21 protein-coding genes are annotated in these 25,685 nt (G+C 70.3%); 10 read left to right on the forward strand and 11 right to left on the reverse strand.

Annotation, left to right across the window (positions count from 1 at the left end; genetic code table 11):
- Positions 1-6: 6 nt before the first annotated feature.
- From ileS to ACFWW9_RS15195, 5 genes are all read right to left on the reverse strand, one after another.
- Positions 7-3,153, reverse strand: coding sequence for an isoleucine--tRNA ligase (gene ileS / locus ACFWW9_RS15175; RefSeq protein ID WP_390376842.1), 3,147 nt, complete (start codon positions 3,151-3,153; stop codon positions 7-9).
- A gap of 44 nt (positions 3,154-3,197) precedes the next feature.
- Entirely contained in the window at positions 3,198-4,205 is a 1,008-nt protein-coding gene (locus tag ACFWW9_RS15180) for a LacI family DNA-binding transcriptional regulator (RefSeq protein WP_390376844.1), read from the reverse strand.
- Positions 4,206-4,226: 21 nt separating this feature from the next.
- Positions 4,227-5,105: an ROK family protein gene (locus ACFWW9_RS15185; protein WP_390376846.1), complete on the reverse strand. Its 879-nt coding sequence runs from the start codon at positions 5,103-5,105 to the stop codon at positions 4,227-4,229.
- Complete coding sequence (locus ACFWW9_RS15190) at positions 5,102-6,817, reverse strand: class I mannose-6-phosphate isomerase (protein ID WP_390376849.1); 1,716 nt, start codon at positions 6,815-6,817, stop codon at positions 5,102-5,104. Before ACFWW9_RS15190 ends, ACFWW9_RS15185 begins: the two co-directional genes overlap by 4 nt.
- Before the next feature lie 286 nt (positions 6,818-7,103).
- Positions 7,104-7,499, reverse strand: a complete 396-nt coding sequence (locus ACFWW9_RS15195; RefSeq protein ID WP_390376852.1) for a cupin domain-containing protein — start codon at positions 7,497-7,499, stop codon at positions 7,104-7,106.
- A gap of 142 nt (positions 7,500-7,641) precedes the next feature.
- On the opposite strand from ACFWW9_RS15195, the gene ACFWW9_RS15200 reads away from it, so the two are divergent.
- A complete protein-coding gene (locus tag ACFWW9_RS15200) occupies positions 7,642-8,496 on the forward strand; it encodes a helix-turn-helix transcriptional regulator (RefSeq protein ID WP_390376854.1) in 855 nt (284 codons plus the stop codon).
- Here ACFWW9_RS15200 and ACFWW9_RS15205 read toward each other — a convergent pair.
- Entirely contained in the window at positions 8,466-8,681 is a 216-nt protein-coding gene (locus ACFWW9_RS15205) for a dioxygenase (RefSeq protein WP_390376857.1), read from the reverse strand. The genes ACFWW9_RS15200 and ACFWW9_RS15205 overlap by 31 nt on opposite strands.
- Positions 8,682-9,173: 492 nt before the next feature.
- On the opposite strand from ACFWW9_RS15205, the gene ACFWW9_RS15210 reads away from it, so the two are divergent.
- The 6 genes from ACFWW9_RS15210 to ACFWW9_RS15235 are packed head-to-tail and all read left to right on the forward strand — an operon-like array spanning position 9,174 to position 16,657.
- Positions 9,174-10,610 (forward strand): phenylacetate--CoA ligase family protein, encoded by a 1,437-nt coding sequence (locus tag ACFWW9_RS15210; protein ID WP_390376860.1) that lies wholly within the window; start codon positions 9,174-9,176, stop codon positions 10,608-10,610.
- A complete protein-coding gene (gene glyA / locus ACFWW9_RS15215) occupies positions 10,607-11,881 on the forward strand; it encodes a serine hydroxymethyltransferase (protein ID WP_390376863.1) in 1,275 nt (424 codons plus the stop codon). Before ACFWW9_RS15210 ends, glyA begins: the two co-directional genes overlap by 4 nt.
- Before the next feature lie 33 nt (positions 11,882-11,914).
- Positions 11,915-13,060, forward strand: a complete 1,146-nt coding sequence (locus ACFWW9_RS15220; RefSeq protein WP_390376866.1) for an aminotransferase class I/II-fold pyridoxal phosphate-dependent enzyme — start codon at positions 11,915-11,917, stop codon at positions 13,058-13,060.
- On the forward strand, positions 13,057-13,998 hold the full coding sequence (locus ACFWW9_RS15225) for a D-isomer specific 2-hydroxyacid dehydrogenase family protein (protein ID WP_390376869.1): 942 nt from the start codon (positions 13,057-13,059) through the stop codon (positions 13,996-13,998). Before ACFWW9_RS15220 ends, ACFWW9_RS15225 begins: the two co-directional genes overlap by 4 nt.
- Complete coding sequence (locus ACFWW9_RS15230; RefSeq protein ID WP_390376872.1) at positions 13,995-15,314, forward strand: FAD-binding oxidoreductase; 1,320 nt, start codon at positions 13,995-13,997, stop codon at positions 15,312-15,314. Before ACFWW9_RS15225 ends, ACFWW9_RS15230 begins: the two co-directional genes overlap by 4 nt.
- Complete coding sequence (locus tag ACFWW9_RS15235) at positions 15,311-16,657, forward strand: MATE family efflux transporter (protein ID WP_390376874.1); 1,347 nt, start codon at positions 15,311-15,313, stop codon at positions 16,655-16,657. The genes ACFWW9_RS15230 and ACFWW9_RS15235 overlap by 4 nt, the downstream gene beginning before the upstream one ends.
- A gap of 68 nt (positions 16,658-16,725) precedes the next feature.
- Here the strand turns inward: ACFWW9_RS15235 and ACFWW9_RS15240 are convergent, their stop codons facing one another.
- Positions 16,726-17,631 carry an SDR family NAD(P)-dependent oxidoreductase gene (locus ACFWW9_RS15240; RefSeq protein WP_390376876.1) on the reverse strand — a complete coding sequence of 302 codons (906 nt, stop codon included), beginning with the start codon at positions 17,629-17,631 and terminating at the stop codon, positions 16,726-16,728.
- Positions 17,632-17,734: 103 nt separating this feature from the next.
- Here ACFWW9_RS15240 and ACFWW9_RS15245 point away from each other — a divergent pair, with 103 nt between their 5' ends.
- Entirely contained in the window at positions 17,735-18,556 is an 822-nt protein-coding gene (locus ACFWW9_RS15245) for a helix-turn-helix transcriptional regulator (protein WP_390376878.1), read from the forward strand.
- Positions 18,557-18,597: 41 nt separating this feature from the next.
- Here the strand turns inward: ACFWW9_RS15245 and ACFWW9_RS15250 are convergent, their stop codons facing one another.
- Both ACFWW9_RS15250 and ACFWW9_RS15255 read right to left on the reverse strand, forming a co-directional pair.
- Positions 18,598-19,032, reverse strand: a complete 435-nt coding sequence (locus ACFWW9_RS15250) for a nuclear transport factor 2 family protein (RefSeq protein WP_390376880.1) — start codon at positions 19,030-19,032, stop codon at positions 18,598-18,600.
- 20 nt (positions 19,033-19,052) lie between these two features.
- Entirely contained in the window at positions 19,053-19,448 is a 396-nt protein-coding gene (locus ACFWW9_RS15255) for an ester cyclase (protein WP_390376883.1), read from the reverse strand.
- Positions 19,449-19,637: 189 nt separating this feature from the next.
- Between ACFWW9_RS15255 and ACFWW9_RS15260 the strand changes: the two genes are divergently transcribed.
- Positions 19,638-20,450, forward strand: a complete 813-nt coding sequence (locus ACFWW9_RS15260) for an SGNH/GDSL hydrolase family protein (protein WP_390376886.1) — start codon at positions 19,638-19,640, stop codon at positions 20,448-20,450.
- Between the two features lie 56 nt (positions 20,451-20,506).
- Here the strand turns inward: ACFWW9_RS15260 and ACFWW9_RS15265 are convergent, their stop codons facing one another.
- On the reverse strand, positions 20,507-22,741 hold the full coding sequence (locus ACFWW9_RS15265; protein WP_390376889.1) for an ATP-binding protein: 2,235 nt from the start codon (positions 22,739-22,741) through the stop codon (positions 20,507-20,509).
- 240 nt (positions 22,742-22,981) lie between these two features.
- Between ACFWW9_RS15265 and ACFWW9_RS15270 the strand changes: the two genes are divergently transcribed.
- On the forward strand, positions 22,982-23,722 hold the full coding sequence (locus tag ACFWW9_RS15270) for a ribonuclease activity regulator RraA (RefSeq protein WP_390376891.1): 741 nt from the start codon (positions 22,982-22,984) through the stop codon (positions 23,720-23,722).
- A gap of 1 nt (position 23,723) precedes the next feature.
- On the opposite strand, the gene ACFWW9_RS15275 is transcribed toward ACFWW9_RS15270, so the two are convergent.
- Positions 23,724-25,685: ABC transporter permease subunit (locus ACFWW9_RS15275; RefSeq protein ID WP_390376894.1), on the reverse strand; the 1,962-nt coding region annotated here is incomplete at its 5' end.

Below are 25,685 nucleotides of genomic sequence, written 5' to 3' on the forward strand. Positions count from 1 at the left end.
CCGACCTCAGCGCTTGGCCACGGCCGCCGTGATCGGGACGCCGTCGCCGACCGTGCCCGCGAAGCCGGGTTCGACCCGGTCGACCAGGCCCACGACCTCGGACAAGGTCTCCCCCTCCAGGAACGCCCGGTGGACGCGCACCGCCGCCAGGACGTCCTCCGGGGCACCGATCGTCAGCGTGACGCGGTCGGCGACGCTCAAGCCCGCGGCCCGGCGGGCCTGCTGGACGACCCGCACCACGTCACGGGCGATGCCCTCCGCCGCCAGCTCGGGCGTGATCTTCGTGTCCAGCGCGATGGTCACGCCGCGCTGGGTCTCCACGACCCACCCGCTGCGCGGCACCTCGTTCACGACCACGTCGTCGGCGGTCATGGTCAGCGGTGCGCCGTCGAAGGTGATCTCGGCTTCGCCGTCGACCCGCAACCGCTCGACCAACGCCTGTGCGTCAGCGGCCAGGACCGCGGTCGCCACCTGCTGCGTCCGCTTGCCGAACCGCCTGCCCAGCGCCCGGAAGTTGGGCTTCACGGTCACGTCGACGACCTCGCCCGCGGAGGACAGCGGTTCCAGGCGTTTGACGTTGAGTTCCGCGGCCACGTCGTCGAGCAGCGCCCGTGGGATCTCGCCGCCCTCGGGCAGCCCGATCAGCGCGCGGCTGAGGGGCTGGCGGACCCGCACGTCGCTGGCTTTCCGGGCGGCACGTCCGGCCTCGGTCAGGGTGCGGGCGGTGCGGACCTGCGCGGTCAGCACCGGGTCGAGCAGGCTCGGGTCGGGAGCGGGCCAGCTCGCCAGGTGCACCGAGTCGGCCGCGGTCGGGTCGCCGGGGCGGACGACCTGCTGCCAGACCTCCTCGGTGATGAACGGGACGAACGGCGCGAGCAGCCGGGTCAGGACGTCCAGGCAGTCGTACAACGTGGTCAGCGCGTCCTGCTCGCCGTCCCAGAACCGCTGGCGGGACCGGCGCACGTACCAGTTGGACAGGTCGTCGACGAACTCGGCGAGCGCCCGGCCCGCACCGGCCGTGTCGTAGTCCTCCAGCCGGTCGTCCACGACCCGCGCCAGCTCGTGCGCCTTCGCCAGCACCCACCGGTCGAGGACCGGCCGCTCAGCCACCGGGGACGCGGTCGTGGGAGCCCACTCGGCATGACCGGCGTACAGGCTGAAGAAGGACGCGGTGTTCCAGTAGGTCATGAGGATCTTGCGGGTGATCTCGTCCAGCGGGCCGGGACCGACCCGGCGCGGTGACCACGGCGAGCCGGAGCACGCCATGAACCACCGCAGCGCGTCAGCGCCGTGGGCGTCCATCAGCGGGATCGGCTCCAGGATGTTGCCGAGGTGCTTGGACATCTTGCGGCCGTCCTCGGCCATGATGTGCCCGAGGCACACCACGTTCTCGTACGAGGACTTGTCGAAGACCAGGGTTCCCACGGCCATGAGCGTGTAGAACCAGCCCCTGGTCTGGTCGATCGCCTCGGCGATGTACTGCGCCGGGTAGCTGCGCTCGAACTCCTCCACGCTGCCGGGCAGGTGCGGGTAGCCGAGGCCCGCGAACGGCATGGAGCCGGAGTCGAACCACGCGTCGATCACCTCGGGCACCCTGGTCGACGACTCGCCGCACTCGGGGCAGGCGAAGGTGATCTCGTCGATGAACGGCCGGTGCGGGTCCAGTGTGGACAGATCGGTCCCCGCCAAGACTCCCAACTCGGCGCGGGACCCGATGGCGGTGACGTGCGCGTTCCCGCAGCGCCACAACGGGAGCGGCGTGCCCCAGTAACGGCTGCGCGAGAGCGCCCAGTCGACGTTGTTGTCCAGCCAGTCGCCGTAGCGGCCGTTCTTGATGTGCTCCGGGTACCAGGTGGTGGCCTGGTTCTCCCGCGCCAAAGCGTCCTTGATCGTGGTGGTGCGGATGTACCAGGACAGCTGCGCGTAGTGCATCAACGGCGTGTGGCAGCGCCAGCAGTGCGGGTAGGAGTGCTCGAACCGCTGCGAGCGGAACAGCAGGTCCCGGTGCTTGAGGTCCACGATCAGGGGCTTGTCGGCGTCCTTGAAGAACAGCCCGCCGACCAGCGGCACGTCGTCGTGGAAGCGCCCGTTCGGACCGATCGGGTTGACCACGGGCAGCCCGTTGGCCCTGCACACCGCGAGGTCGTCCGCGCCGAACGCCGGGGCCTGGTGCACCAGGCCGGTGCCGTCGGTGGTGGTGACGTAGTCGGCGAGCACCACCACGTGCGCGTCCGGGATGTCCACCAGGTCGAACGGCCGCCGGTAGCTCAGGCCCCGCAGATCGGTGCCGGTCACGGTCGCGAGCACTTCGGCGTCCTCGCCCAGCACTGCCGTGAGCAGTGGCTCGGCGACCACGAACGTCCCGCGTTCGGTGCGCGCCACCACGTAGGCCACGTCGGGGTGCACGGCGACGGCGGTGTTGGCCACCAGGGTCCACGGCGTGGTCGTCCACACGAGCAACTCGACACCCTCGTGGCCCGCGAACGGTTCCAGCAGCGGGAACCGCACCGTCACCGACGGGTCGGTGACGGTCTCGTAGCCCTGGGCGACCTCGTGGTCGGACAGCGTCGTCCCGCACCGCGTGCAGTAGGGGGCGACGCGGTAGTCCTCGGACAGCTTGCCGTCGTCGTGGATCTTCTTCAGCGCCCACCACACGCTGTCGATGTACTCCGGCGACATCGTGCGGTACGGGTTCCGCAGGTCGATCCAGTAGCCCATGCGCTCGGTCAGGTCCTCGAACTCGCCGACGTACCGCTGCACGGACTCGCGGCACCGCGCGTTGAACTCCGCGACGCCGACCTTCTCGATGTCCGGCTTCCCGTTGATCCCCAGTTCCCGCTCCACCGCCAGTTCCACCGGCAGGCCGTGGCAGTCCCAGCCCGCGCGCCGCGGCACCGAGTAGCCCTTCATGGTCTTGAAGCGGGGGAAGACGTCCTTGAAGACGCGGGCCTCGACGTGGTGGGTGCCGGGCGAGCCGTTGGCGGTCGGCGGGCCCTCGTAGAACACCCAACGCGGACCACCGGCGGTCTGCTCCAGGCTGCGCTCGAACACGCCGTTGGCGCGCCACCACTCGATGGTGCGGCGCTCCCGCTCCGGCAGGTCCACTGTGGACTCCAGCGGCGAGAACGGCGACGTGGCCGGGACCTCTGCCATGGTGTCGAGCACTCCTCTCCAACGACTGCGACCGAACACGCCACTCAGTTCCGGGTGCCGTACTCCACGATCCTGGTGGGCAGGACCACCCGCCGGGGCGCGGCGTCCGAGCCGTGCGCCATCCGGTCCAGCAGCAGGGTCGCGGCCTCACGTCCGAGCTGCTGCGGGTCGTACGCCACGATCGTCAGCGGCAGGCCCAGCACGTCGGCGAGGTCGAAGTCGTCGAACCCGGCCAGTGCGGTCGTGGTGCGTGCGCGTGTGATCGCGCGGATCGCCCCGATGGTGAGGCGGCTGTTCGCGGTGAACAGCGCGGTCGGGGGGTCGGCGAGGTCGAGCAGTTCACCGGTGGCCCGCTCGGCGGCCGCCGTGCCGTCCAGGTTCAGCCGGACGTGCCGCTCGTCCACGGACAGGCCCGCCTCGGCCAACCCGGCGCTGAACCCGCGGAACCGCTCGGCGCTGGTCCACACGTTCGGGGGCAGGCCGAGGAACCCGACGCGGCGGTGGCCGCGCGCGGTGAGGCGGGTGGTCGCGGCCAGCGCGCCGCCGAAGTCGTCCACGAGCACGCAGTCGAGGTCGGCTCCCGACGGCGGGCGGGCCGCGAGCACGACCGGGATGCCGTGGACCCGCTCGGGCCGCAGGTGGGCGTGGTCGCCGCCCGCCGGGACCACGATCATGCCGCTGACCCGGCGGGAGACGAGGTCGCCGACCAGTTCCCGCTCCCGCTGGACGGCTTCGGCGGTGTTGCCGAGGACCACGGTCATGCCGCGGTCGGCGGCCAGCGACTCCGCGCCGAGCGCGAGGTGGGAGTAGAAGGGGTTGGCGAGGTTGGTGACGACCAGTCCGAGCAGCCTGCTGCTCCCCACGCGCAGGCTCCGCGCGGCCTCGTTGCGCTGGTAGCCGAGGTGTTCGACGGCGGCGAGGACCTTGGCGCGGTTGTCCGGCGCGACCCGCGGGTCGTCGCGCAGCACGCGGGACACGGTCATCGGACTGACACCGGCGCGCTCGGCGACGTCGCGCATCGTCGCCTGCTGGTCGGGTGTCCGAGGTGACATCGGGCGGTTCACCTCTCGGTCCTACCGGCGGGTTCGGGCGGTGAGTATCCCATGATCGAGGTGGGCGGCGCCGAGCAGCGCGGCGTCCTCCGGGTGCGCGGCGGGGGTGATGGCGAGCGAGTCGACGGCGACGCCCTCCCGCAGCGGTCCGGCGACCAGGTCCCAGGAACCGGCCATGGAGCCGCCGACCACGAGCACCGTCGCCTCGAACGCCGCCACCCACGGTGCAAGGGTCGCGCCGAGCGCGTGAAAGGCCCGGTGCAGGACCTCGGTGGCGGCCTGGTCACCGGCACGGGCCCGGTCGGCGATGTCGTGCACGTCCGGCGCGGGCACGCCGGTCGCCCGTTCGTAGGCCGCGCGGATCGCCCGGCGGGACACGGTCTCCTCGAGCGGCCGCCCGTTGAAGGTCAGCAGGTCGGCCCGGCCCTCGGGAGGAACGCCTGGGCCGTCCTCGACGACACTCCCGTTGTCCGCGAACGCCGAGCCGACGCCGGTCCCGAGCGTGATCGCGACCGCCCGCCGGTGTCCCGCCGCCGCGCCCGCCCACACCTCGCCGAGCAGGAAGGCGTTGGCGTCGTTGAGGAAGACCACGGACTCCGCCCCGTCGAGCGACCCCAGCAGGACCTCCCGCAGGTTCACGCCGTGCAGCGCGTCGAACTTGCCGACGCCGTGGAACAGCGCGGTGCCGGTCGCGTAGTCGAACGGACCGGGGACGGCGACCGCCCACCGTGGGGCTGGCCCGAGACCGCGGGCGGCGGTCACGATCGCGTCGATGATCGCGTCGGCCGACGCGTCCCCGGCCAGCGACGCGCGCGTGCGTCCCGGTAGGACACGGTGGTGGACGAGGGCGGCGGTCACGTGCGTGCCGCCGATCTCCAGGACCGCGACGGGCGCGGTCACTTCACGAAGGCCTTCACGACGCGCACCGGCGTGGAGCCCGCGGCACGCACGGTGTACCCGCCCGCGGCGGCGGGGATCGTCAGCGTCTCGGCGTACGCGAGGCTGTGCCGGTGCCCGGCCGCGGTCTCGACGACCACGCCCGCGCCCTCGACGACGTTGAGGATGTGGAACCGGTCCCCCGCCGTGTCCTCGATGACGGCTCCCACGCCCAGTTCCAGGCGCGTCACCTCGAAGAACATGTCCGGCAGCGAGCCGATGACGTCCTCGGTCGCGCCGTCGACCTCGCGCAGGAGGCGTGGGCGTTGCACGAGGTCGACGGCGACGCGCTGCCCGGTCCGCTCGACGGCGAGGTTGTCGAAGGCGTGCCCGACGTGGACGGGCCGCTGCTCCCCGTTCGCGTCCTTCCGCAGCCAGTCGTAGAAGCGCAGGCTGTAGAGGTACGGCGTCGCGCTGATCTCCAGGACCACGTTGCCGTCCCCACTGCCGTGCGGTGTCCCGGCGGGGATGAGGAACAGCTGGTGGGCCTCGGCGGGGAAGCTCTGCACGTGGCGTTCGATGTCGAACGGGACGCCGTGGTGCACGGCGGCGTCCGCGTCGCGGCGGAACGCCTCCACGTCGACACCGTCGCGCAGCCCGAGGAACACCCGGCTGTCCTCGCCGTTGACCATCACGTAGTACGTCTCGTGCTGCGTGTACGGCCAGCCGAACACCCGCCGCATGTAGTCGGACTGGGGGTGGCAGTGCACGGACAGGTTCCCGCCGCCGACCGTGTCCAGGTAGTCGAACCGGATGGGGAACGACGTGCCGAACGCGCGGTGCACGTCCACGCCCAGCACCGCCTCCGGGTGCAGGGCGACGAGGAGTTGGAAGGGCACCTCGACCTTGGCCGTCTCGGCGTCCCCGACGAGGATGCCGCTCTCCGGCGCGATCAGCTCGTAGCCGAGAGCCGTGTTGGCCGCCTGGGTGTTGAAGCCGAGCGCGTCCTGACCCCAGTGCCCGCCCCAGGACGTGGTGTTGAACGTCGGCCGGGTGCGGAACGGTCGGGCGGCCAGCTCGGCCAGCGTCGCCCGCAGTGCGTCGCCGTCGAGTGAGGCGGGCGCGTCCACGTCCTGGGTGTCGAGCCACAGCGCGACCCGGTCGGCGATGGCGTCGCGGTGCCGGTCCAGGACGGGCCAGTCGATGTAGAACAGCCGCCGGGTCGTTCCGGGGCCGGTCCCGGTCGGCTGACCCAGGTTGCGGCCGTCGCCGCCGGTGATCGCGGCTTCCGCGTACCGCTTGGGCAGGTCCGCGTACCACAGGACGTCGGGGTCGACGAGGGCCGCACCGGGCCCGTAGACGACGACCACGCCGCCGGGGACCACCTCCGGTCGGGGCAGGTCGTCGAGAAGGGCGGGGAGTTCGACGTCGGAGAGGGTGGCGAAGTGCGGGTCGTCGGGCAGTTCCGGCGACGCGGTGCGCTGGAGGATCAGCTCCCAGGACGCGTAGTGCTCTCGGACGTCGAGGAACTTCACCGACCGACCGGCCGCGCTCAGGGCGTCCGACAGCGCCGCCGCCACGACGTCCCAGCGCACGGCGGTCGGACCGTCGACGGCCAGCACCACGCTGCCGGACGGCACGCTCGCGACCGCGGCCGGGTACCCGGTCCGCACCCGCCCGGTCGCCGGGGCGTAGCACGGATCGGTCTCGTACGGCCTGAACTGCGCTTCCGACATGCTGTGAGCCCTTCTCCCGGTGGACACGTGGTAACGTTACCACGTGTCCACCGACCTTACCTGCTTGCTAGCAGGAGATAAGAACACCTCCTGACGAGGTATCGTTAACTTGGCCGTGTCGCCAGCGGCCACGGTGGCGCGTCGTCGTCGCGGGTGTGATGGGACAGGAGCGCGTCGAGGTCGATCTCGCCTTGCGCGTGAGTGGTCATGCTGGTTCCTCCGGGACATCGCGACGGGCTGGGGAAGGTGGCCGCTCGCGCCGAACGGCCACCGCGTCGTCTTGGGACTAGGCCGCGTACTCGTCGTCGGTGACGTGCCGCCCCCACGTGGTGTGGTCGCCCGCGTCGTCGGCCTCCTGGTAGGCGATCTGCGCGTGGAAGTCCTTCGCCGTGGCGCCGTGCCAGTGGTTCTCGCCCGGCGCGATGTACACGCGGTCGCCCGGCCGCACCTCCTCGACGGGCCCGCCCTCGCGCTGGACGAGCCCCACGCCCTCGGTGACGAGGAGCGTCTGGCCCGCGGGGTGGGTGTGCCACGCCGTGCGCGCTCCCGGTGCGAAGTGGACGACACCGCCCATGACCCGCGAGGTGGCCGACGGGGTGCTGATGACGTCGATGTAGACGTTGCCGGTGAACCAGTCGCCGGGGCCGCCCATGGTGTCGAGCCCGCTCCTGATGATCTTCATGTCGTCCTCCGGTGTCCATTCGCGACCGTCGTCGGCCGCTGGGACCAGGTAAGCACCGCCGTGAGGGCGAGCGGGAGGACCGGCCTGTCCAGGTACTCGCAGGGCACCCCCCGACCTCGGCCGCGGGATTAGCCTGGTCGGCGTGGACACCAAGAGCGAGGTACGGGACTTCCTCACGTCGCGCCGCGCGAAGATCACCCCGGAGGACGTCGGGCTCGTCTCCTACGGGTCCCGGCAGGTCCCCGGACTCCGGCGGGAGGAGATCGCGACCCTGGCCGGGATCAGCATCGACTACTACAACCGGATGGAGCGCGGGAACCTCGCGGGCGTCTCGGAGGACGTCCTCGAAGCGGTGGCACGGGCGCTGCGCCTGGACGTGGCCGAGCGGGAGCACCTCTTCGACCTGGCGCGCGCGTCACGGGACCGCGTCTCCGGCAGGCGTCGCGCGCCGGCCAAGCGGAGCGTGCGCCCCAGCGTGGAGTGGATGGTCGACGCGATGACCGGCGCGGCGGCGTTCGTCGTGGACAGCTGCCAGGACGTCCTCGCCGCCAACCACCTCGGGCGGGCGCTCTACGCGCCGATGTTCGACGCGCACGGCCGGGCGAACATGGCCCGCTTCACCTACCTCGACCCGCGCGCCCAGGGCTTCTTCGCCGACTGGAACCGGACCGCGAAGGAGTGCGTCGCGGCCCTGCGCGCCCAGGCGGGGCGGGACCCGTTCGACCGCGCCCTCCACGACCTCGTCGGCGAGCTGTCCACCAAGTCGGCGGAGTTCGCCACGCTGTGGGCGACTCACAACGTGCGCCTGCACACCAACGCGGAGAAGACCTTCGACCACCCGCTCGTGGGCGAACTGACCCTGCGCTACGAGCGGGTGGCGATCGCCGCCGACCCCGGCCTCGACATGTTCGTCTACGTGGCCGAGCCGGGGTCGCGGTCCGCGGAGTCGTTCGCCTTCCTCGCGAGCTACCCCGCCGAGGTGCGAACGGACCACTGAGGGGTGTCGATCGTCGACTCGAAGAACGCGTCGAGGAACAACGGCCACTCCCCGGCCTTGCCGAAGCTGACGACGAATTCCACCGTCGAGTCGTACTCCTCCGAGGCGATCGCGTTCCGCTGCGCGAATTCGCAAACCAGGCCGGCGAATTCGGTGAACAACACAATTGCTCGGTCATCGGACATTTCCATCCCCCGGCGGGTAAAGGCGCACTTTCGGCAAGTCGAACCCATCCCCGCGCCTCCGGAGCCCGCCAATACCGATTCCACGACGCGGACCGATCGTTCCGGGTATCACCGACCGGTAACCGCACTTCCCACAGGGTGGAATGAGCGAATTCGCAATAGCAGATATTCACTCCCGCAACACCGAACGCCGTTGATAAAAAGATCACCAGAACGGCCGATTGACCAGTCTTCGACGGCACGCTTATCGCGGTGGCGAACTTTCCGAACCCCCGCTCCCGAAGCTCCTCCGATCAGGGGAATCCACCAGCCTTTCGGCACCGCTCACGCCCTACGACTTTCGATGTAGAGCCGTTTTATTCCCGATTTCGTCGTAAGTTCTTGTGGCAGTATCGCTTCCGGTCGATGACGCCGACCGAATCCATGTGACCGAGCAGGCGCTCCTTTCGAGTCGCCACCGCTCTTCGCCGTGCCCCTGAACCGGAGGGACCGATGACGCTGTCCAGTTCGCCGCGAGCGTTCGACCACGCGGTGGTCCGAGACGTCGAGGCCGAGGCGACGACCAACGCCCGCATCGGCCCCTACCTGCGGCGAAACGACCGCGCGGTCAGGGAGACGCCGCAGGCGCAACTGCGGCTCCTGCGCCGCTGGGAACGCGACCGGGATCGGTTGAGGAGCCGGGTGCGCGCCGATCCCGAGCAGCTCGCCGACTGGCGGCTGGAACGGCTGCGCGCGCTCGTCGACAGCGCGTACGCCACCGTGCCGTTCTACCGCGACCTTTACCGCGCCGCGGGGTTCGAGCCGGGCGCGGTCGTGACCATGGCGGACTTCGAGCAGTTGCCGACGGTGTCGAAGAAGACCCTCGTCGACGCGGGTGTCGGTGACCGGCTGCGAGCCGAGCACGAGGGCATCCGCACGCTGCACACGGCGCGCACGTCCGGGTCCAGTGGGCTGAACATGACGGTGTACCAGGACAACGCCAGCGTCGACTTCCGCGTGATGGTCAACCTGCGGCACTGCGAACTGCTGCTGGGCTCCGAGATGCGGCCGGAGGACTGGCGCTACAGCATCTACTTCGCCGCCGAGCGGTTCAGCTCCCTCGCGGGCTCCTACCCGTTCCTGACCATCTCCCAGGACACGCCCACGGACCTGGTGCTGCGACACCTGTCCGAGGTGCGCCCGCGGGTCGTGCTGTCGTTCCCGAGCTACCTGCAACGGCTGGCGGCCGAAGGCGTGGCGCTCGACCGGTTCGGCGTCGAGCTGATCAGCACGAACTCCGAGCGCAGCACCGTGCAGGAGCGCAGGCACTACTCCGAGGTGTTCGGCGTGCCGGTGCTCGACGAGTACTCCTCGGAGGAGATGACCCTCATCGCCTACGAGTGCCCGCAGCGCCGCTACCACCTCGTGGAGGACAACTCCTACGTCGAGGTCGCGCGACCCGACGACCAGGGTTTCGGCCCGCTGGTGAGCACCTCGCTGGGCAACTTCCTCATGCCGTTCATCCGCTACGACCAGGGGGACGTGGTCCGCCTGGACACCACGGGCGCGCGCTGCGGCTGCGGCTCCACGTTCCGCATGATCGACGCCTTCCGCGGCCGTGAGGACGAGGCGTTGCTCGACGGTCCTAACCGGACGGTCCCGTCGGACGCGGTGCTCGGCCTCTGCGACAGCACGCTCGTCGTCGTCGACTCGAACGTGCAGCAGTACCAGATCGTGCAGACCGCGCCCGATCTGGTGACGGTGCTCGTGCGGCTGATCGACCCGGCGCGGGGCAGCGACAACCCGCGGGTCCGGGAGTTCACCGACGGGATGCCGAAGCTGTTCCGGCACCAGCGAATGCGCGTCGAGGTCGTGGAGGTCGACGAGTTCCCGACGTTCGTGTCCGGCAAGCGGCGGCTGGTCAACGTCGAGCCGGGGGCACGCGCGTGAGCGACCTGGACGAGTGGCGCGAACGGTTGCGCTCCGCAGCCACCAGGCAGGCGGACTACGAGCGGTCGACGATCGACCTCATCGCGAGCGACAACGCCGTGCCGGGCTGGCGGGCGCACACCGCGCCCTACCTCGGCGACATGATCCAGGAGGGCATCGCGGGCAAGCGGCCGTTCGCCGGGGCCGCCATCCACGACGAGCTGGAGCTGCTGGCGGGCGAGGTCGCCCGCGGGGTCTTCGGGGTCGGGCACGCCATCCTCCAGTCGCACTCGTGCAGCCAGGCCAACCAGGCCGTCTACCACGCGCTGCTGCGCCCCGGCGACCGCGTGCTGGCGCTGCGGTTCCGTGCGGGCGGGCACCTCACGCACGGGATGCGGGCCAACTTCTCCGGGCGTGCCTACAACTTCGAGTTCTACGGCGTCGACGCGTCCGGGGTGATCGACTACGACGCCCTGCGCGAGCACGCCCACCGCTTCGAGCCGAAGCTCCTCATCGGTGGCTCCTCCTCGTACCCCTGGCGATACGACACCGCTCGGCTGCGCGCCATCGCCGACGAGGTCGGCGCCCGGCTGCTGCTGGACCTCTCGCACGAGGCCGGTCTCATCGCGGGCGGCGCGTTCCCCTGCGACCTGGCGGACGCCGACGTCGTGACCATGTCGCTCGACAAGACGTTGAGGGGTCCGCACGGCGCGGCCATCCTCTGCCGCGCGGACCTGGCGGGCGTGATCGACTCGGCGGTCCACCCCGGCACCCAGTCGAGCTTCCCGTTGCGCCGCATCACCGACGCCACCGCGGCTCTGCTGGAGACCCGGACCGCCGCGTTCGCCGAGTACGCCGAGCGGTGCGTGACCCTGGCGCGGGGCCTGGCCGAGCACTTCCGCCGGATCGACCCCGACGCGGTCGTGGGCGGCAGCGACAAGCACTACCTGCTGCTGGACACCGAACGCGCCTTCGGCCACGACGGCCACGCCGCCGAACTGCTGCTGGAGCGGTGCGGCGTGCTCAGCAACCGCCAGTCGTTGCCGGGCGGGGCCAGCGACCGCCTCAAGGACGCGGGCGGTCTGCGCATCGGCACCGCGTGGCTGTCCTCCTGCGGTTACGACGAGCACGACACCGGTGTGCTCGCCGAGGTCGTAGCGGACGCGCTGCGCGGAGCCGACGTGGACAAGTGCGCGCGGGTCGTGCGCGACCTCACCGGCCGCGTCCGCCCGCTCGACGTGCGCCGCGCCACCGAACCGGACTGGACACCGCGCTTCGCGACCACGAGCTGAGCGGACAGGACTCCCGAACTCCGAAGGAACTCCATGACGCGCACCACCCTGCCCGTGCCACCGCCCACGACCCTGACCGACTACGAGCAGATCGGCTTCGCCACCTCGGCCAACCTCAGCGACGGGCACGCCTACCAGGACCTCAGCCCCGGCCAGTCCGACGTCGTGGCCCGGCTGGCCGAGCTGTGGTCGACCTCGGAGGCCATGAGCGTCCCCGAGTCCGAGAGGCTCTACCTGAACCGCTACGCGGGCCTCATCGGCTCGGCGCACCTCGGCTCGGCCGCGGCCCACCTGGTGCTGCCGACCGCGTCCAACTCGATCGACCTGGTGGCCTCCTACCTGGCGCTGCGCGGCGACCGGGTGCTGCTGACGCACCCCACGTTCGACAACCTGGCGCTGATCCTGCGCCGCCGGGGCGTCACACCGCACCCGATCACCGAGGACCGCCTCACCGGCGACCTGGCTCCCGTCCTCGCGGGGGCGGACGTGCTGTTCCTGGTCACCCCGAACAACCCGACCGGCGGGCACCTGGAGCGCGAGCGGTTCGAGCAGATCGTCCTGACCTGCCAACGACTCGGGGTGATCCTCGTGGTCGACGCCAGCTTCCGCCTGTTCCAGCCGCAGGACTGGGACACCTACCAGGTGCTGCTGGACAGCGGCGTGTCGTTCATCGTCTTCGAGGACACCGGAAAGGTGTTCCCGACGCAGGACATGAAGGCCAGTCTGCTCGCGTGCTCGGCCGACCACGGAGCCGCGTTGCGCGAGCTGTACAACGAGATCTACCTGTGCGTGTCGAAGTTCTCCCTGGCGGTGCTGGGCGAGTTCTTCGACGACGCCCGCCGCGAGGGGCTGGACCGGTCCGTGCGCGCGCTCGTGGCACGACGGCGGGCGCGGCTGCGCGGGGCGTTGGGCGACCACGTCGTCGACCCGGCGGCGGTGGGCAGCCGGATCAGCGTGGAGTGGCTGTCGACCGGTGGCCGCTCCGACCTCCGCGTCACCGCCGAGCTGCGCGAGCGCGGGCTGGGGGTGCTGCCGGGGCGCGGGTTCTTCTGGGACCGGGCCGCCGGTGACACCGCGGGGACCGGGAACGTGCGGGTGAGCCTGATGAAACCGGAAGCCGAGTTCGACCGCGGCCTGGAGATCCTGGCCGCGTACGCCGCGGAGGTGCTGCACCGGTGAACGGGACCTGGAAGGTGGTCGTGTCCGGCACGACCGTGCCCGCCCGCCTCGCCGAGCACTGCGACCGCGCGGGCATCACCGTCGACCACCTCGTCGGCGTGCCGCCGGAGTCGGAGTTGGTCCCGCGCGTCGCCGACGCGGACTTCTACCTGCTGGGCGGGGACGAACGGCTGTCGGCCGAAGTCCTGGCCGCCGCGCCGTCGTTGCGGGTGGTGTCGTTCCTGGGTGTGGGGGCCGGGTCGTTCGTCGACCTCGCCGCCGCGGCCGAGCAGTCGGTGCGGGTGCTGACCACGCCGGGTACGAACGCCGCCTCGGTGGCGGAGTTCGCCGTCGGACTGGCGCTGGGGTTGCAGCGCCGCATCCTGGTGGACCTGGCCGGCACGGGGGCGACCTCGCGGGCGTCGACCGAGCTGACGGGGTCGACGGTCGGCATCCTGGGGTTGGGGGCGACCGGCACGGCGGTGGCGCGGATCCTGACCCGCGGGTTCGGCTGCACGGTCCTCCACCACTCGCGGACACCGAAACCCGACGCCGACCTGGGGGTCACCGCGGTCGGGCTCGACGAGCTGTTCACGCGGTCCAGGACCGTGTTCGTGTGCGCGGCCCTGACACCGGAGACCACCGGGTTGGTCGGCGCCGCCCAGTTGGCCGGGCCGCGATTCCTGGTCTGCACGGCCGATCCCCGCGTCGTCGACCCGGTCGCGCTGCGGGCCGCGCTGGTGTCCGGCACGCTGTCCGGCGCGGCCTTCGACGGCTACTACACCGAGCCGCTGCCCGACCCCGCGGACGACGAGCACGGGTTGCTGGGGCTGGATTCGGTGTTCGCGACCAGCCACATCGCCGCGTCCTCCGCGGACGCTTGGACCCGGACGGAGGACAGGGCGGTCGACAACCTCATCGCGGCGATCGACCAAGCCCTCTCCGGGGAGGCGCGGTGAAGGCACTGCGGGCCGTCGTGCCGCCCGAGTGCCTGGTCCTGCCGGACTCGCCCGAGTACGAGCGGGCCAGGCTGGTCTACAACCGGATGCACGACGTCCGCCCCGCCGCGCTCGTGCGGAGCCTGGACCCGGCGGTGCTGCACGCCGCGATCACGGCCGCCGAGGGCGTTCCCCTGGCCGTGCGCGGCGGTGGGCACCACGTCGGCGGCTTCTCCACGGTGCGGGACGGGGTGGTCCTGGACTTCAGCCCGTTCCGCGCCGTGGAGTACGACCCGGCCACGGAACTCGTGCGGGTGCGGCCCGGCGCGCGGCTCGGTGACGTCGACACCGCCTTGGCGGCGCACGGGCGGTGCCTGCCGTCCGGGACGGTCAGCGACACGGGCCTCACCGGACTGACGTTGGGCGGCGGGATCGGCTGGCTGGTCGCCGGTCACGGCCTGACCTGCGACCACCTGCACTCGGCCGAGGTGCTGCTGGCCGACGGGCGGGTGATCCGGGCGTCGGCGCACGGGCACACCGCCCTGTTCACCGCGTTGCGCGGCGGTGGTGTCGGCGCGTTCGGGGTGGTCCTGAGCCTCCGCTACCGCACGATCCCGCTCCCGCGGATCACCGCGGGGTCGGTGCGCTTCCCGTTGTCCGAAGCCGCGAACGTCTTGGCGCGCCTGCAAGTCCTGCTCGCGGAGCACACTCCGACGGCGGTGACCTTCGCCCCGGTCCTCACCGGCCAAGGCCTGTCCGTGGACCTGTGCGACAGCGGTGCCGGGCCGGACGTCGACCGGTTCCGGGCTCTCGGCGGCGACTGGTCGGACGTGCGCGAGCGCCCGTACACCGAGTGGCAGCGGGAGTTGGACCACGCGTTCCTCCCCCCGATGCGCGGGTACTGGAAGTCCAGCCAGTTCCCCCACCTCGACGTGGACCCGAGCCTGCTGGTGGCCGCGATCGCCGCCGCTCCGAGCGGCCGCTGCTCGATCCTCGTCGAGTACTACAACCCGGACACCCTGCGAGCGCACGCCGCCGGCTCGGCCTTCCCGCTGCGCGACTCCCGCACGGGCGTCCTGTTCTGCGCCCGGTGGCCCGACCCCGTCGACGACACCGCGCACGTCCGATGGGCTCGCCGGTGGGCGGCCGAACTCGGTGCAGGAACAGGGTCCTACTCGAACTACGCGCAGGACACCGACCGGGTCCGCCCCGGCTTCACCCCGGACACCCTGGCGGCCTTCCACGCCCTGGAAGCCGCCTACGACCCCGACCGGCTGTTCGCGGTCGGCCACCGCGCCGCCCTCGTCGCGGTGTCGCGCACCAGGAGGAACGAGTGAGCACCGCCACCGACATGACGTCGTTGCGCAGGATCAGCGGGACGCTGCTGGCGCTGGGGGTGCCGCTCGCCGTCGGGTTCGTGTCCCAGATGGCCATCTCCTTCACCGACGCGGCGCTCGTCGCCCGGCTCGGGACCGTGGAACTCACCGGGGTCACGCTCGCCCTGAGTGTCTTCAGCGTCGTCATGTTGTTGGGCCTTGGCGTGGTCACCGCCGTGTCGCCCGAGGTCGCGACGGCGTTCCGCACAGGCGCTCACGAGGAGGCGCGCGGCTGGTACGCGCAGGGGTCCTGGCTGGCCGCGGGGTTGGGGTTGCTCGGAGCGCTCGTGCTGGTCAACACCAGGGGGATCCTGGTCCTGCTGGGACAGAGCCCGGAACTCGCGGAGGTCGCCGGGCGGTACAACACCGGCGCGGCGCTGGGACTGCCGTTCTTCCTGCTGTACGTGAACGTCCGGAGCACGCTGTCGTCGGTGGGACGGCCGAAGCCGTTGACGTGGATCATGCTCGCCGCGGTGCCGGTGAACCTCGTGGTCGGCTACCTGGCGGTCTTCGGAATCGGTGGGGTGCCGGGGTTCGGCGTGGCGGGCGCCGGGTGGTCGAGCACGGTGGTCCGGGGGTTGATCATCGTGGCGGCGCTCGCGGTGGTGCACCGCAAGGTCTTCCCGGACGCGGTGCGGTGGCGTCCGGACATCAGGGCGCTGGGGCAGTTGGCGCGAGTGGGAGCGCCGATCGGCGTGCGGATCCTGCTGGGCGAGGGGTTCCTGCCGATCCTGGCGTTCTTCATGGCGAGGTTCGGAGCCGAGGCGACGACCGCGCACGCCGTCGCGCTGCGGCTGGTCACGTTGATCTCGGTGGTGGCGCTCGGGTTCTCCAGCGCGGCGGCCACGATGTCGGCCTGGGCCCGAGCGGACCGGAGCCCGACGGCGTTGCGCGGACTGAGGTCGGCGCTGCTGCTGGTCGGGGGCTGCTACGCGGTGGTGCTGTCCGCCGCGACCGCGGGGGCGTTCGGGTTCGTGGTGGACGTGCTGTTCGGCCTTCGGGACGTCGGGGCGAAGTCGGCGCTGCACGTGCTGCTGCCGTTGGTGCTGGGGTACTTCGTGCTCGACACGCTCGGCACGATGCTCAACGGCTACCTGGTGGGGATGCAGGACACCCTGCTGCCGACGGTGGTGGTGATGGTCAGCTTCTGGGTGGTGGGGCTCGGGACCGGGCTGCTGCTCTCCGGTCCGGTCGGGATGGGGTTCTCCGGGCTGTGGGTGGGCATGGCCGTGGCGGCGCTGCTGGTGTTCGTCTTCAACGTCGCCCGCTCCGGCTACCACGCCGGGGCTTCTTCGGATCGGTAGCGGCTCAATCGGGCAGGGGGGATGACGTGGCGGGCCTCCGCCGATCGTGGTGAAGGCCCGCGGCGTCATCACTGCCTGACGAGCTGGGACGCCACCTCCCAGAGGCGGTCGGCGTTGGCCTCGTCCACGGCCCAGGGTGCGACGCCGCCGCCGAACATCTCCGGCTCGGCGCGCAGCACGGACGCCTCGGCGCAGTCCTCGAAGTAGCGGCCGCCGATCCCCTCGACCAGCGGTGACGCCGCGAGCATCACGGACGTCGCCGCGCCCTGGGCGACGGTCTTCCGCTTTTCCACGGGTGTGCGCAGGCCGCCGGTGTGCTTCTGGAGGCCGGTCGCGATGGCGCCGGGGTTGACGGCGTTGGCGAGGATCCCGTCGTCGGCCCAGTTCCTGGTCACGCCCACCGCGAGCAGCACGTCGGCGGTCTTGGACTGGCCGTAGGCGAGCCACGGGTCGTACGGGCGGCGCTGGAAGGCCAGGTCGTCGTAGACCACGTCGGAGAACAGGTGGCCGTTCGAGCTGAGGGACACGACCCTGGCCCCTCCCGCGTCGGCCAGCGCCGCCCGCAGGCCCGTGGTCAGGGCGAAGTGGCCGAGGAAGTTCGTGGCGAACTGCACCTCGTGGCCCTGCGGGGTCAGCTGGAGGTCGGGGACGGCCATGATCCCGGCGTTGTTCACCAGGACGTGCAGCGGTCCGGTCCAGTCGCGGACGAACGAGGCCACCGAGTCCGGGTCGGCCAGTTCCAGTGGACGGGAGCTGACCAGCGGGTTCCCCGTCTGCTCGGTGATCAGCGCGGCCGTCTCGGGACCGCCGCGGCGGACGGCGAGGACGACCTCGGCGCCCGCGCCCGCCAACGCCCGCGCGGTCTCGACGCCGATGCCCGACGACGCGCCGGTCACCACCGCCCGCTTGCCGGTGAGGTCGACGCCCTTCAGGACGTCGTCGGTGGTGGAGGAGAAGCCGAAAGGAGTGGTCATGCCGGGAATCGTGCGCTGCGCCGAACGGCCCAGCCAGACTCCCCGCGACACTGGTACCCGCAGGGACAGGCCCAGCCCGCGCGGCCGGGTTAGAGTCGATCCCATGGCCCTGACCAGCGCACTCGGCGACTACCTCCGGGCACGGCGGGAGCTGGTCCGGCCCGGCGAGGTCGGGCTGCCGCACGGCGAGCGCCGCCGGGTGCCGGGGCTGCGGCGCGAGGAGGTGGCGCTGCTCGCGGGCATCAGCGCCGAGTACTACCTGCGGCTGGAGCAGGGCCGCGACCAGCACCCGTCCGACCAGGTCCTGGACAGCATCGCGACCGCGCTGCGGCTGGACGGCGAGGCGGCGGCCTACCTGCACACCCTCGCCCACCCCGTGCCGCCCAAGCGGCGTCGGCCGCCGAAGGCGGAGAAGGTCAGCGCGAGCGTGCGGAACCTGATCGACAACTGGACCACCACCCCCGCGTACGTGCAGGGCAGGACCATGACCGTGCTCGCGGCGAACCCGCTGGCCATCGCCCTGTCGCCGTACTTCGCGCCCGGCGTGAACACCCTGCGCGCGGCGTTCCTGGAGCCGGAGATGCGGTCGTTCTACCGCGACTGGGACGCCATGACCGCCAAGGTCGTCCCGTACCTGCGGTCCGTGCTCGGCTCCGAGGTCGACGACCCGCGCCTGGTCACGCTCATCGGCGAGCTGAGCCTGCACAGCGACCGCTTCCGCACCCTGTGGGCGCGCCACGACGTGCGGCAGAAGTCGAGCGGCCTCACCGAACTCCTGCACCCGCAGGTCGGCCCGCTGGACCTGCGCTACGAGAAGCTGGTGCTCCCCGAATCGGGCCAGGTGCTCGTCACCTACCACGCCGACCCCGGCTCGGAGTCCGAGCAACGGCTGCGCCTGCTCGGCACCCTGGTCGACGCGCGGTAGGAACCGCCCCGGTTCCCGGCGGGGCGGCTTCCGCCCGGTGCTCAGCGCGTGAAGGACGGCTGGAACACCCGTGACTCGATCTTCCAGCCGTCCGCTGTGCGGACGTACCGGTCGGTGCACTGACCCATCGCGAACGGCAGCGTCGCCTGCCCTTCCGGCGCGCCGGGCAGGAACGCGGTCACGTAGAGCGTCCCGACCGCACGGTCGGGACCGTCGGCGACGAACCGCAGGTTGGTCAGGACGTGGTGCACGCCCGCGACCGGGCTGTCGTCCGAGTCCAGGAGTTCGCCCCAGGCGCGCAGGGCGTCGTGGCCGACGACGGGGTCGCCGAGGGTGTTGATCGAGCCGTCCTCGGTGAACAGCTCGGGGATGGTCGCGGCGGTCCGGGTGTCGACCCGCCAGTTCAGCTCGAGCGCCAGGCGTTCGAGCCGGACGTGGTCGGTGTCGCTGACGAGCCGCTGCTCGGTGGAGGTCATGGTGGTGTTCTCCCTGGTGGTCAGGCCGCGAGCTGCTGGAGGAAACCGGGGACGCCGACCTCGGCCCAGTGCTCGACGATCCGGTCGTCGCGGACGCGGTCGACGGTGGTGCCGGTCAGGGTCGCGGTGCGGCCAGACGAGGGGACGCCGAAGAACTCGGCGGTCTGGGTGGCGGTCATCCGGAAGCGGGTCGCGACCTTGTCGCCCTCGGCGACCTGGTCGAGCACCTCGACCCGCAGGTCGGTGAACGAGTCGACGAAGGACTTCTCGGTGGCCAGCCAGCTGTCACGGGTGAACTCGAACCCGGACGCCGGGTGGATCACCAGGTCGAGGTCCACGTAGGTCTCCCACGTGGTGTCCAGGTCGCCCTTCTCGAAACTGGCCCAGTACTGCTGCACAACGGTCTTGGGTTCCACGATCGTCTCCTTGGAGGAAATCAGCTTGGCTCAACTTTTCAATCCAACCGGCTGGTTTATTAGAGAGTAGGCCCTCGATCTTCGCAAAGTCAACCAGGTAGTTGGTTTCATTCCGCGAACCGCAGGGCACCTCCCCGACTCGCCATAGCCGTGGTTATGATTACTCAACTTTCTGACTAAGGAGGCGGCGTGCCAGCCACTGAACGGTCCGCGGTCCCGGACCGCAAGTACCTGCGTTACGTCGCCCTGGGCGACAGCCAGACGGAAGGCGTCGGGGACGGCGACGACGTCACCGGCCTGCGGGGGTGGGCCGATCGGCTCGCCGAGCACCTGGCCGTCGACAACCCCGACCTCCAGTACGCGAACCTCGCCGTCCGCGGCCGTCGCGCGGGCGAGGTCCGGGCCGAGCAGTTGGGGCCCGCGCTCGCCATGCGTCCCGACCTGGCCACGGTCGTGGCCGGGGTGAACGACCTGCTGCGGTTCCGGGTCGAGACCGCCGAGGTCGTCGGCCACCTGGAAGCGATGTTCGCCGCGCTGACCGACGCCGGCGCGCGCGTGGCGACCGTGACGTTCCCCGACCTCACCAGGGTCATCCCCCTGGCCCGACCGGTCCGCTCCCGCATCCTCGACATCAACGACCGGATCCGTGTCGCAGCGGCCCGGCACGACGTGGCCGTCGCCGAGATCGCCCTGCACTCCTCCGTCGCCGACCGTCGGTTCTGGGCCGACGATCGCCTGCATTGCAGCCCGCTGGGCCACCAGCTGATCGCCGCGGCGGTCGCCCACGCCCTGCGAGTGCCGGGCAGCACCGACTCCTGGACCCAACCCCCTCCCCCGCTGCCCACACCGCCGTCGACCCGAGACCGCGCCACCGCCGAACTCCGCTGGGCCACCACCTTCCTCGGCCCGTGGCTCACCCGACGCCTGCGCGGACAGTCCTCCGGGGACCGGCGAACGGCCAGACTCCCCGAACTCCACCGCTTCACGGCTCCGCGGAGTTGAACAGTTCACAGTCGCCTGTCTCGAGGACTCAACAAGGTGCTGGGGAATATCGATGATCAGCCCATGCCGCAGACCTGGTCGCCGCACTCGTCCTCGGCGTGGCGTTGGTGCGGACCCCGTCCGTCATCGGTCACTGACTCGAAGTCGACCCGTCTTTCGAGACTGTCAAGCTGACGACGAATCCGGTCAGCATCGTCCAGACGGTGCTGACCGGCGTATAGGCCGAGGGCTTGGCGCCAGCTTCGACGGGCATCAAGGTAGCGGCCAAGTACATCGCAGGCGCGACCAAGGTGGTCCAGAGTGTCCGCTTCGTCGTAGGCGTTGCCCATGCGCCTGAACAAGGCCAGCGCCTCCCGGTAGTGGCCGACCGCTTCGGCACATCGACCATCGCGGTATGCGATGTATCCAAACGTGTCCAGTGCATTGGCTTGCCCCTCGACGTCACCGTGGCGCCGCAACTCGACGATGGCAGCTTCGCAGTAGGCACGTGCTTCGCCGAGGACACCAAGGCGTGCGTGGAAGTAGCCCACCGCGTTGAGTGCGTCGCCAGTTGGCTGGTCGGCCAACTGCGAAAGTCGCAGCGCTTGAACGGCATGGTTCAGAGCACGCTGGATGTCACCTTGCCTACCCAGCATCCACATGAAGGCCATGTGAGTCTCGGCTTGCTCAACGATGTCCCCGTCCTGGCAAGCCAGTGCCAACGCCCTTCGGAAGTGCTTCAAGGCTCGCCGCGACCTTTCCTCTCGGGCGTATGCGAAACCGAGTCTCCGGTGCGCCTCGGTTCGAGCAGCGATCTTGCCCAAGTGGCCAGCGGCCAACAGCCCTCTCCTCCAGGAATCCAGGTGGTCGTGCAAGTTTCCCGTCCGGCGATGGAAGGTGGCCATCGCCCAAGCCAAAACCCACACAGTTGGATGCCACCCTTGTTGCGCGGCAAACTTTTGACTGGCCAGTAGACAACGGTGTTCCTCGCGGAACCATGCTTGTGCGGCACCACTGTTCGGCAGTGCGTAAAACTCGGTACCAGTGTCCGCCGGAGGTGCCTGGATGCGTAGCCGGGACGGGTTCAGCATCTCGTCACCACGCCTGGCCGTGCGGGCGTAGAAGTCGATCAGACGCCTAAGCGCCGTGGTGAGGTGGGAGGCACCATCTTCACTGTGAGCCGTTTCGACAGCAAAGATGCGGATCAGATCGTGCATGCGATAGCGGTCTGGCAGATATTGCTGAACCAGGTGGAAGCGCTCCAGCTCACGCAACTGCTTTCGTGCTTGCGTGTCGGGCAACTCGGCAAGTACGGCCACGGCGCTCAGGCTGATGTCCGGACCAGGTGCCGAACCGAGCATCCGAAAGACGGTGGCAGGTCCAAGTGGCAGGACAAGATACGTACAGGAGACCGCTACTCTCACGTCCACGTTGGGTTCACCAGCATCGAGAGCGTCGAGGCGAGCTTTGTGCAGCTCCTCGGTGAACGCAGAGAGCGGGAACGCAGGCTGGATGGCCGCGCGGGCTGCGATGACGCTCAAGGCCAAGGGCAATCCGCCGCACAGGTCCACGAGTTCCTTCGCTGCTTCGGGCTCCGCAGCCACTCGCGATGATCCAAGCTGCCGGGACAGCAGTTCTCTGGCGTCGTTCACGTCCAGAACATCCAGAGGCAAAGTGGGTGCACCATGCGCGACGACCAGATCTGGCATGTGGCTGCGGCTGGTGACCACCACGGTGCAGGTAGGACTGCCCGGCAGCAAAGCGCTCACCTGAGCGCTATTGGCAGCGTTGTCCAATACGATCAGCATGCGTCGTCCCGCTACCAAACTGCGGTACAGACCCACTCTCGCGGCCTGCTCCACAGGGATCCCGCTGTGCGGCACGCCAAGTCCCTCGAGCAGGATTTCCAGTGCCGTCTTCGGGTCCATCGGCTCTGAAGTCGGGCTGAACCCGTGCAAGTCGACGAACAACTGCCCGTCAGGGAACTGGGAGATGTGGCGGTGGGCCCAACGCAGCGCGAGCCAGGTCTTACCGACCCCGCCGGTCCCCCGGATCACCGCGATCGCCATGACCGAGCCCTGAACGGATCCGTGGGTCAGTGCAGCGGAAAGCGCAGACAACTCGATGGCTCTGCCAATGAAATCCCGGGGTGCGGCGGGCAACTGCCGCGGTGTTACCGGCCTCGGAGGACTCAGGTTCACTTGTCCGATTCTTCCGGCTTGGATCACATGCCCTGCAGTAGATGCAGTGATCTCGTTGCGAACCAATTCCGTCGACGCCCCAGACTCGCCCGCCGAACTCAGCTCACTCATCGAAACAGACCTTCCCCATGTCTCAGAGTAGCCAGAGGCGCACCGTTATGAAGATCGGTTACCCATCCGCAGATCGGTACTCCGAAGGCTCCACCCCGCCACTGATCATGGTCGATCGGCTGCTTGTGAAGTCCGACACCAGGATTCGTAGCAGGAGAACCGTTTTCGAGCGGTGGAAAGCGGTTGCAGACCGCTAGGATCGGAGGTGCCGACAGGTGCGGATCCGAGGGAGCTGCCGACGTGGTCGAGACGCACGACATCGTTCGCCCGCCCGCCGAACTCAGTGCGGGCCTCGCGGCCGTCGGGAGTGCGACGGCCAGCGCGGAACTCAGCAGGATGGGCATCCGCAGCGCGTTCATCCGCGGCCCGGTCTCCGTGACCCCCGGTGTGTGCGTGGCCGGTCCGGCGTTGACGTTGCAGTTCTTGCCGAAGCGGGAGGACCTCTACCCCGTCGACGAGTACGCCGAGCCGGAGAAGCAGTTGCACCGGCACGTCATGTACCACGCCCAGGCCGGGGACATGATCGTCGTCGACGCGCGCGGCAGCATGAGCAGCGGCGTGTTCGGCGAGATGATGTTGACCTACTTCAAGGGTCGCGGTGGTGTGGGCGTGGTGGTCGACGGCTGTCTGCGCGACGTCGGCCCGGCCAAGCAGCTCGGTCTCGGGCTGTGGATCCGAGGCGCCACACCGAACTTCCACGCCCAGACCGACATCGTGCCGGTCGCCGTCAACGTCCCGGTCGCGTGCGGTGGCACGCTCGTCGAGCCCGGTGACATCATCGTCGCCGACGACGACGGCGCGGTCGTGGTGCCGGTCAAGCTCGCGCCCGCGCTGCTGGCCGCCGCTCAGGACCACGCGGACTGGGAGGAGTTCTCCCGGATCCGCCTGGCCGAGGGCGGCGACCTGCGCCTGTACTACCCGCTGTCCGACGAGGCCCGGCCCGAGTACGAGCGGTGGCGCGCCGAGCGGGGCCCGGCCTGACTCATCCCTTCACCGCCCCCGCCGTGAGGCCCTCGGTCAGGAACCGCTGCCCGAACCCGTACATCACCACGACCGGGATGCTGATCAGCAGCGACGCCGCGGCCAACTGCCCCTGCGGCACGACGTCGCCGAAGATCATCGACTGCATCCCGACCGGCAGCGTCTTGTAGTCGTCCCTGGTGATGAACACGAAGGCGAACAGGAACTCGTTCCACGCGTTGGTGAGCGTGAACAGCGCGACCGCGAGCAGGCCCGGTTTGGCCAGCGGCAGCACGATCCGGAGGAACGCCCCGAACCGCGTGCAGCCGTCGACCAGCGCGGCCTCCTCCAGGTCGGCCGGGATCGACTTGAAGTAGCCGACGAGCAGCCACGTCGCGAACGGCAGCGTGAACGTCGGGTAGGCCAGCACGAGCGCCCACAACGAGTCGTTGAGCCCGATGCCGCTCATCATCCGGTACAGCGGGATGAACAGCAGCGCGCCCGGCATCACGTAGGTGAGCAGGATCGTCACCGTGAAGCTCTCCGACCCCCGGAACTTCAACCGCGCCAACGCGTAGCCCGCCAGCGCCGCGCACACCAGCGCGATCACCGTGGACGCCACCGACACCAGGATCGTGTTGAGGTACCAGGTGCCGAACGCCCTGCCGGAGAACAGGTTGGTGAACTGCTCGGTGCTCCACGGCGTCGGCCAGAGGTCGTCGGTGCGCGCGACGATCTGGTCGTCGGACTTGAACGCCGTGACCGTCATCCAGTAGAGCGGCGCGAGCACGAAACCCAGCAGGCCCGCGAGCGCGACCCCCGTGCCGGTGCCCCCGACCACCCGTGCGGCCACCCGGTTGCCCCGCGCGGCGAGCGTGGAGACGACCCGTCCGACAGCGGCGGCGAGCACCACGAACACGCCCAGTACGAGCGCGGCCTTCCACACGATGTGCGGTGAGGCCCAGACCAGCACGAGGATCGAGGCCACGACGATCACCCACGGCATCGCCCTGCGCTGGGCGGGGGTCAGCCGCCTGCGCCCGAGGTCGCCCGCGCTCGGCTGGTCGCTGCGCCGCATCAACCGCACGAGGAACACCACGAGGACGGCGATGATCGGCAGCATCACCAACGTCACCGCGGCCCCCGCGCCCAGCTGCAACTGCTGGATGGCCTTCGAGTACGCCACCATCACGTACGGGGCCGTGGCGTCCCCCGGTCCTCCCTGGGTCATCAGCCAGATCAGGTCGAAGTTGTTGAACGTCCAGATCGACGACAGCAGCACCGTCACGATCATGATGTTGCGCAGCCCCGGCAGCGTGATGTGCAGGAAGCGCTGCCACGGCGACGCCCCGTCCACCAGCGCCGCCTCGTACAGGCCGCCGTCGATGGCCTTGAGCCCGGCGAGGAACGTCACCGTGAAGAACGGGACTCCCTTCCAGACGTTGACCAGGATGACCGCGGGCATCGCGAGCGCGGGGTCGGACAACCACTCCGCGGGCCACCGGTCGACGAGCCCGATCGCGGCCAGCGCGGGCCCGATGCCGGAGTCGGTGAGCAGGACGTTGACGCTGCCGAAGATCGGGTCCAGCAGGGACCGCCACGTGAACGCCGTGACGACCGTCGGCACCACCCACGGCAGCAGGATCACCCCCGCGAACAGCGCCCGACCGCGGCGCAGGTGGTGCAGGATCATCGCCGCGATGAGACCGAGGGTCACCTTGAAGATCTCGGCGTACGCGGTGAAGACGAACGAGTTCAGCACTCCTTTGTGGAACACGGCGTCGTCGATGAGGGCGGTGTAGTTGTCCAGCCCGACGAAGACGGTCTCCGCGCCGTGGCGTTCCGTGGTGCTGGTGAGGACCGAGCTGAGGATCGGGTACAGGATCAGGCCCGCGACCAGCACCAGCGTCGGTCCGATGAACACGGCGGCGAGGCGCCAGTCGCGGCCTAACAGGCGTCGCGACGTGGGGCGTGTGGAAGGCGC

It is taken from the genome of Umezawaea sp. NPDC059074, assembly GCF_042738955.1.
Taxonomy (GTDB): Bacteria; Actinomycetota; Actinomycetes; order Mycobacteriales; family Pseudonocardiaceae; genus Umezawaea.

Excerpts from the sequence above, each read along its gene's own strand:
- ileS (WP_390376842.1), bottom strand. The coding sequence starts at position 3,153 with ATGGCAGAGGTCCCGGCCACGTCGCCGTTCTCGCCGCTGGAGTCCACA.
- ACFWW9_RS15245 (WP_390376878.1), top strand. The coding sequence starts at position 17,735 with ATGGCCCTGACCAGCGCACTCGGCGACTACCTCCGGGCACGGCGGGAG.
- ACFWW9_RS15205 (WP_390376857.1), bottom strand. The coding sequence starts at position 8,681 with ATGTCCGATGACCGAGCAATTGTGTTGTTCACCGAATTCGCCGGCCTG.
- ACFWW9_RS15220 (WP_390376866.1), top strand. The coding sequence starts at position 11,915 with ATGACGCGCACCACCCTGCCCGTGCCACCGCCCACGACCCTGACCGAC.
- ACFWW9_RS15190 (WP_390376849.1), bottom strand. The coding sequence starts at position 6,817 with ATGTCGGAAGCGCAGTTCAGGCCGTACGAGACCGATCCGTGCTACGCC.
- ACFWW9_RS15240 (WP_390376876.1), bottom strand. The coding sequence starts at position 17,631 with ATGACCACTCCTTTCGGCTTCTCCTCCACCACCGACGACGTCCTGAAG.
- ACFWW9_RS15250 (WP_390376880.1), bottom strand. The coding sequence starts at position 19,032 with ATGACCTCCACCGAGCAGCGGCTCGTCAGCGACACCGACCACGTCCGG.
- ACFWW9_RS15265 (WP_390376889.1), bottom strand. The coding sequence starts at position 22,741 with ATGAGTGAGCTGAGTTCGGCGGGCGAGTCTGGGGCGTCGACGGAATTG.
- ACFWW9_RS15180 (WP_390376844.1), bottom strand. The coding sequence starts at position 4,205 with ATGTCACCTCGGACACCCGACCAGCAGGCGACGATGCGCGACGTCGCC.
- ACFWW9_RS15210 (WP_390376860.1), top strand. The coding sequence starts at position 9,174 with ATGACGCTGTCCAGTTCGCCGCGAGCGTTCGACCACGCGGTGGTCCGA.
- ACFWW9_RS15195 (WP_390376852.1), bottom strand. The coding sequence starts at position 7,499 with ATGAAGATCATCAGGAGCGGGCTCGACACCATGGGCGGCCCCGGCGAC.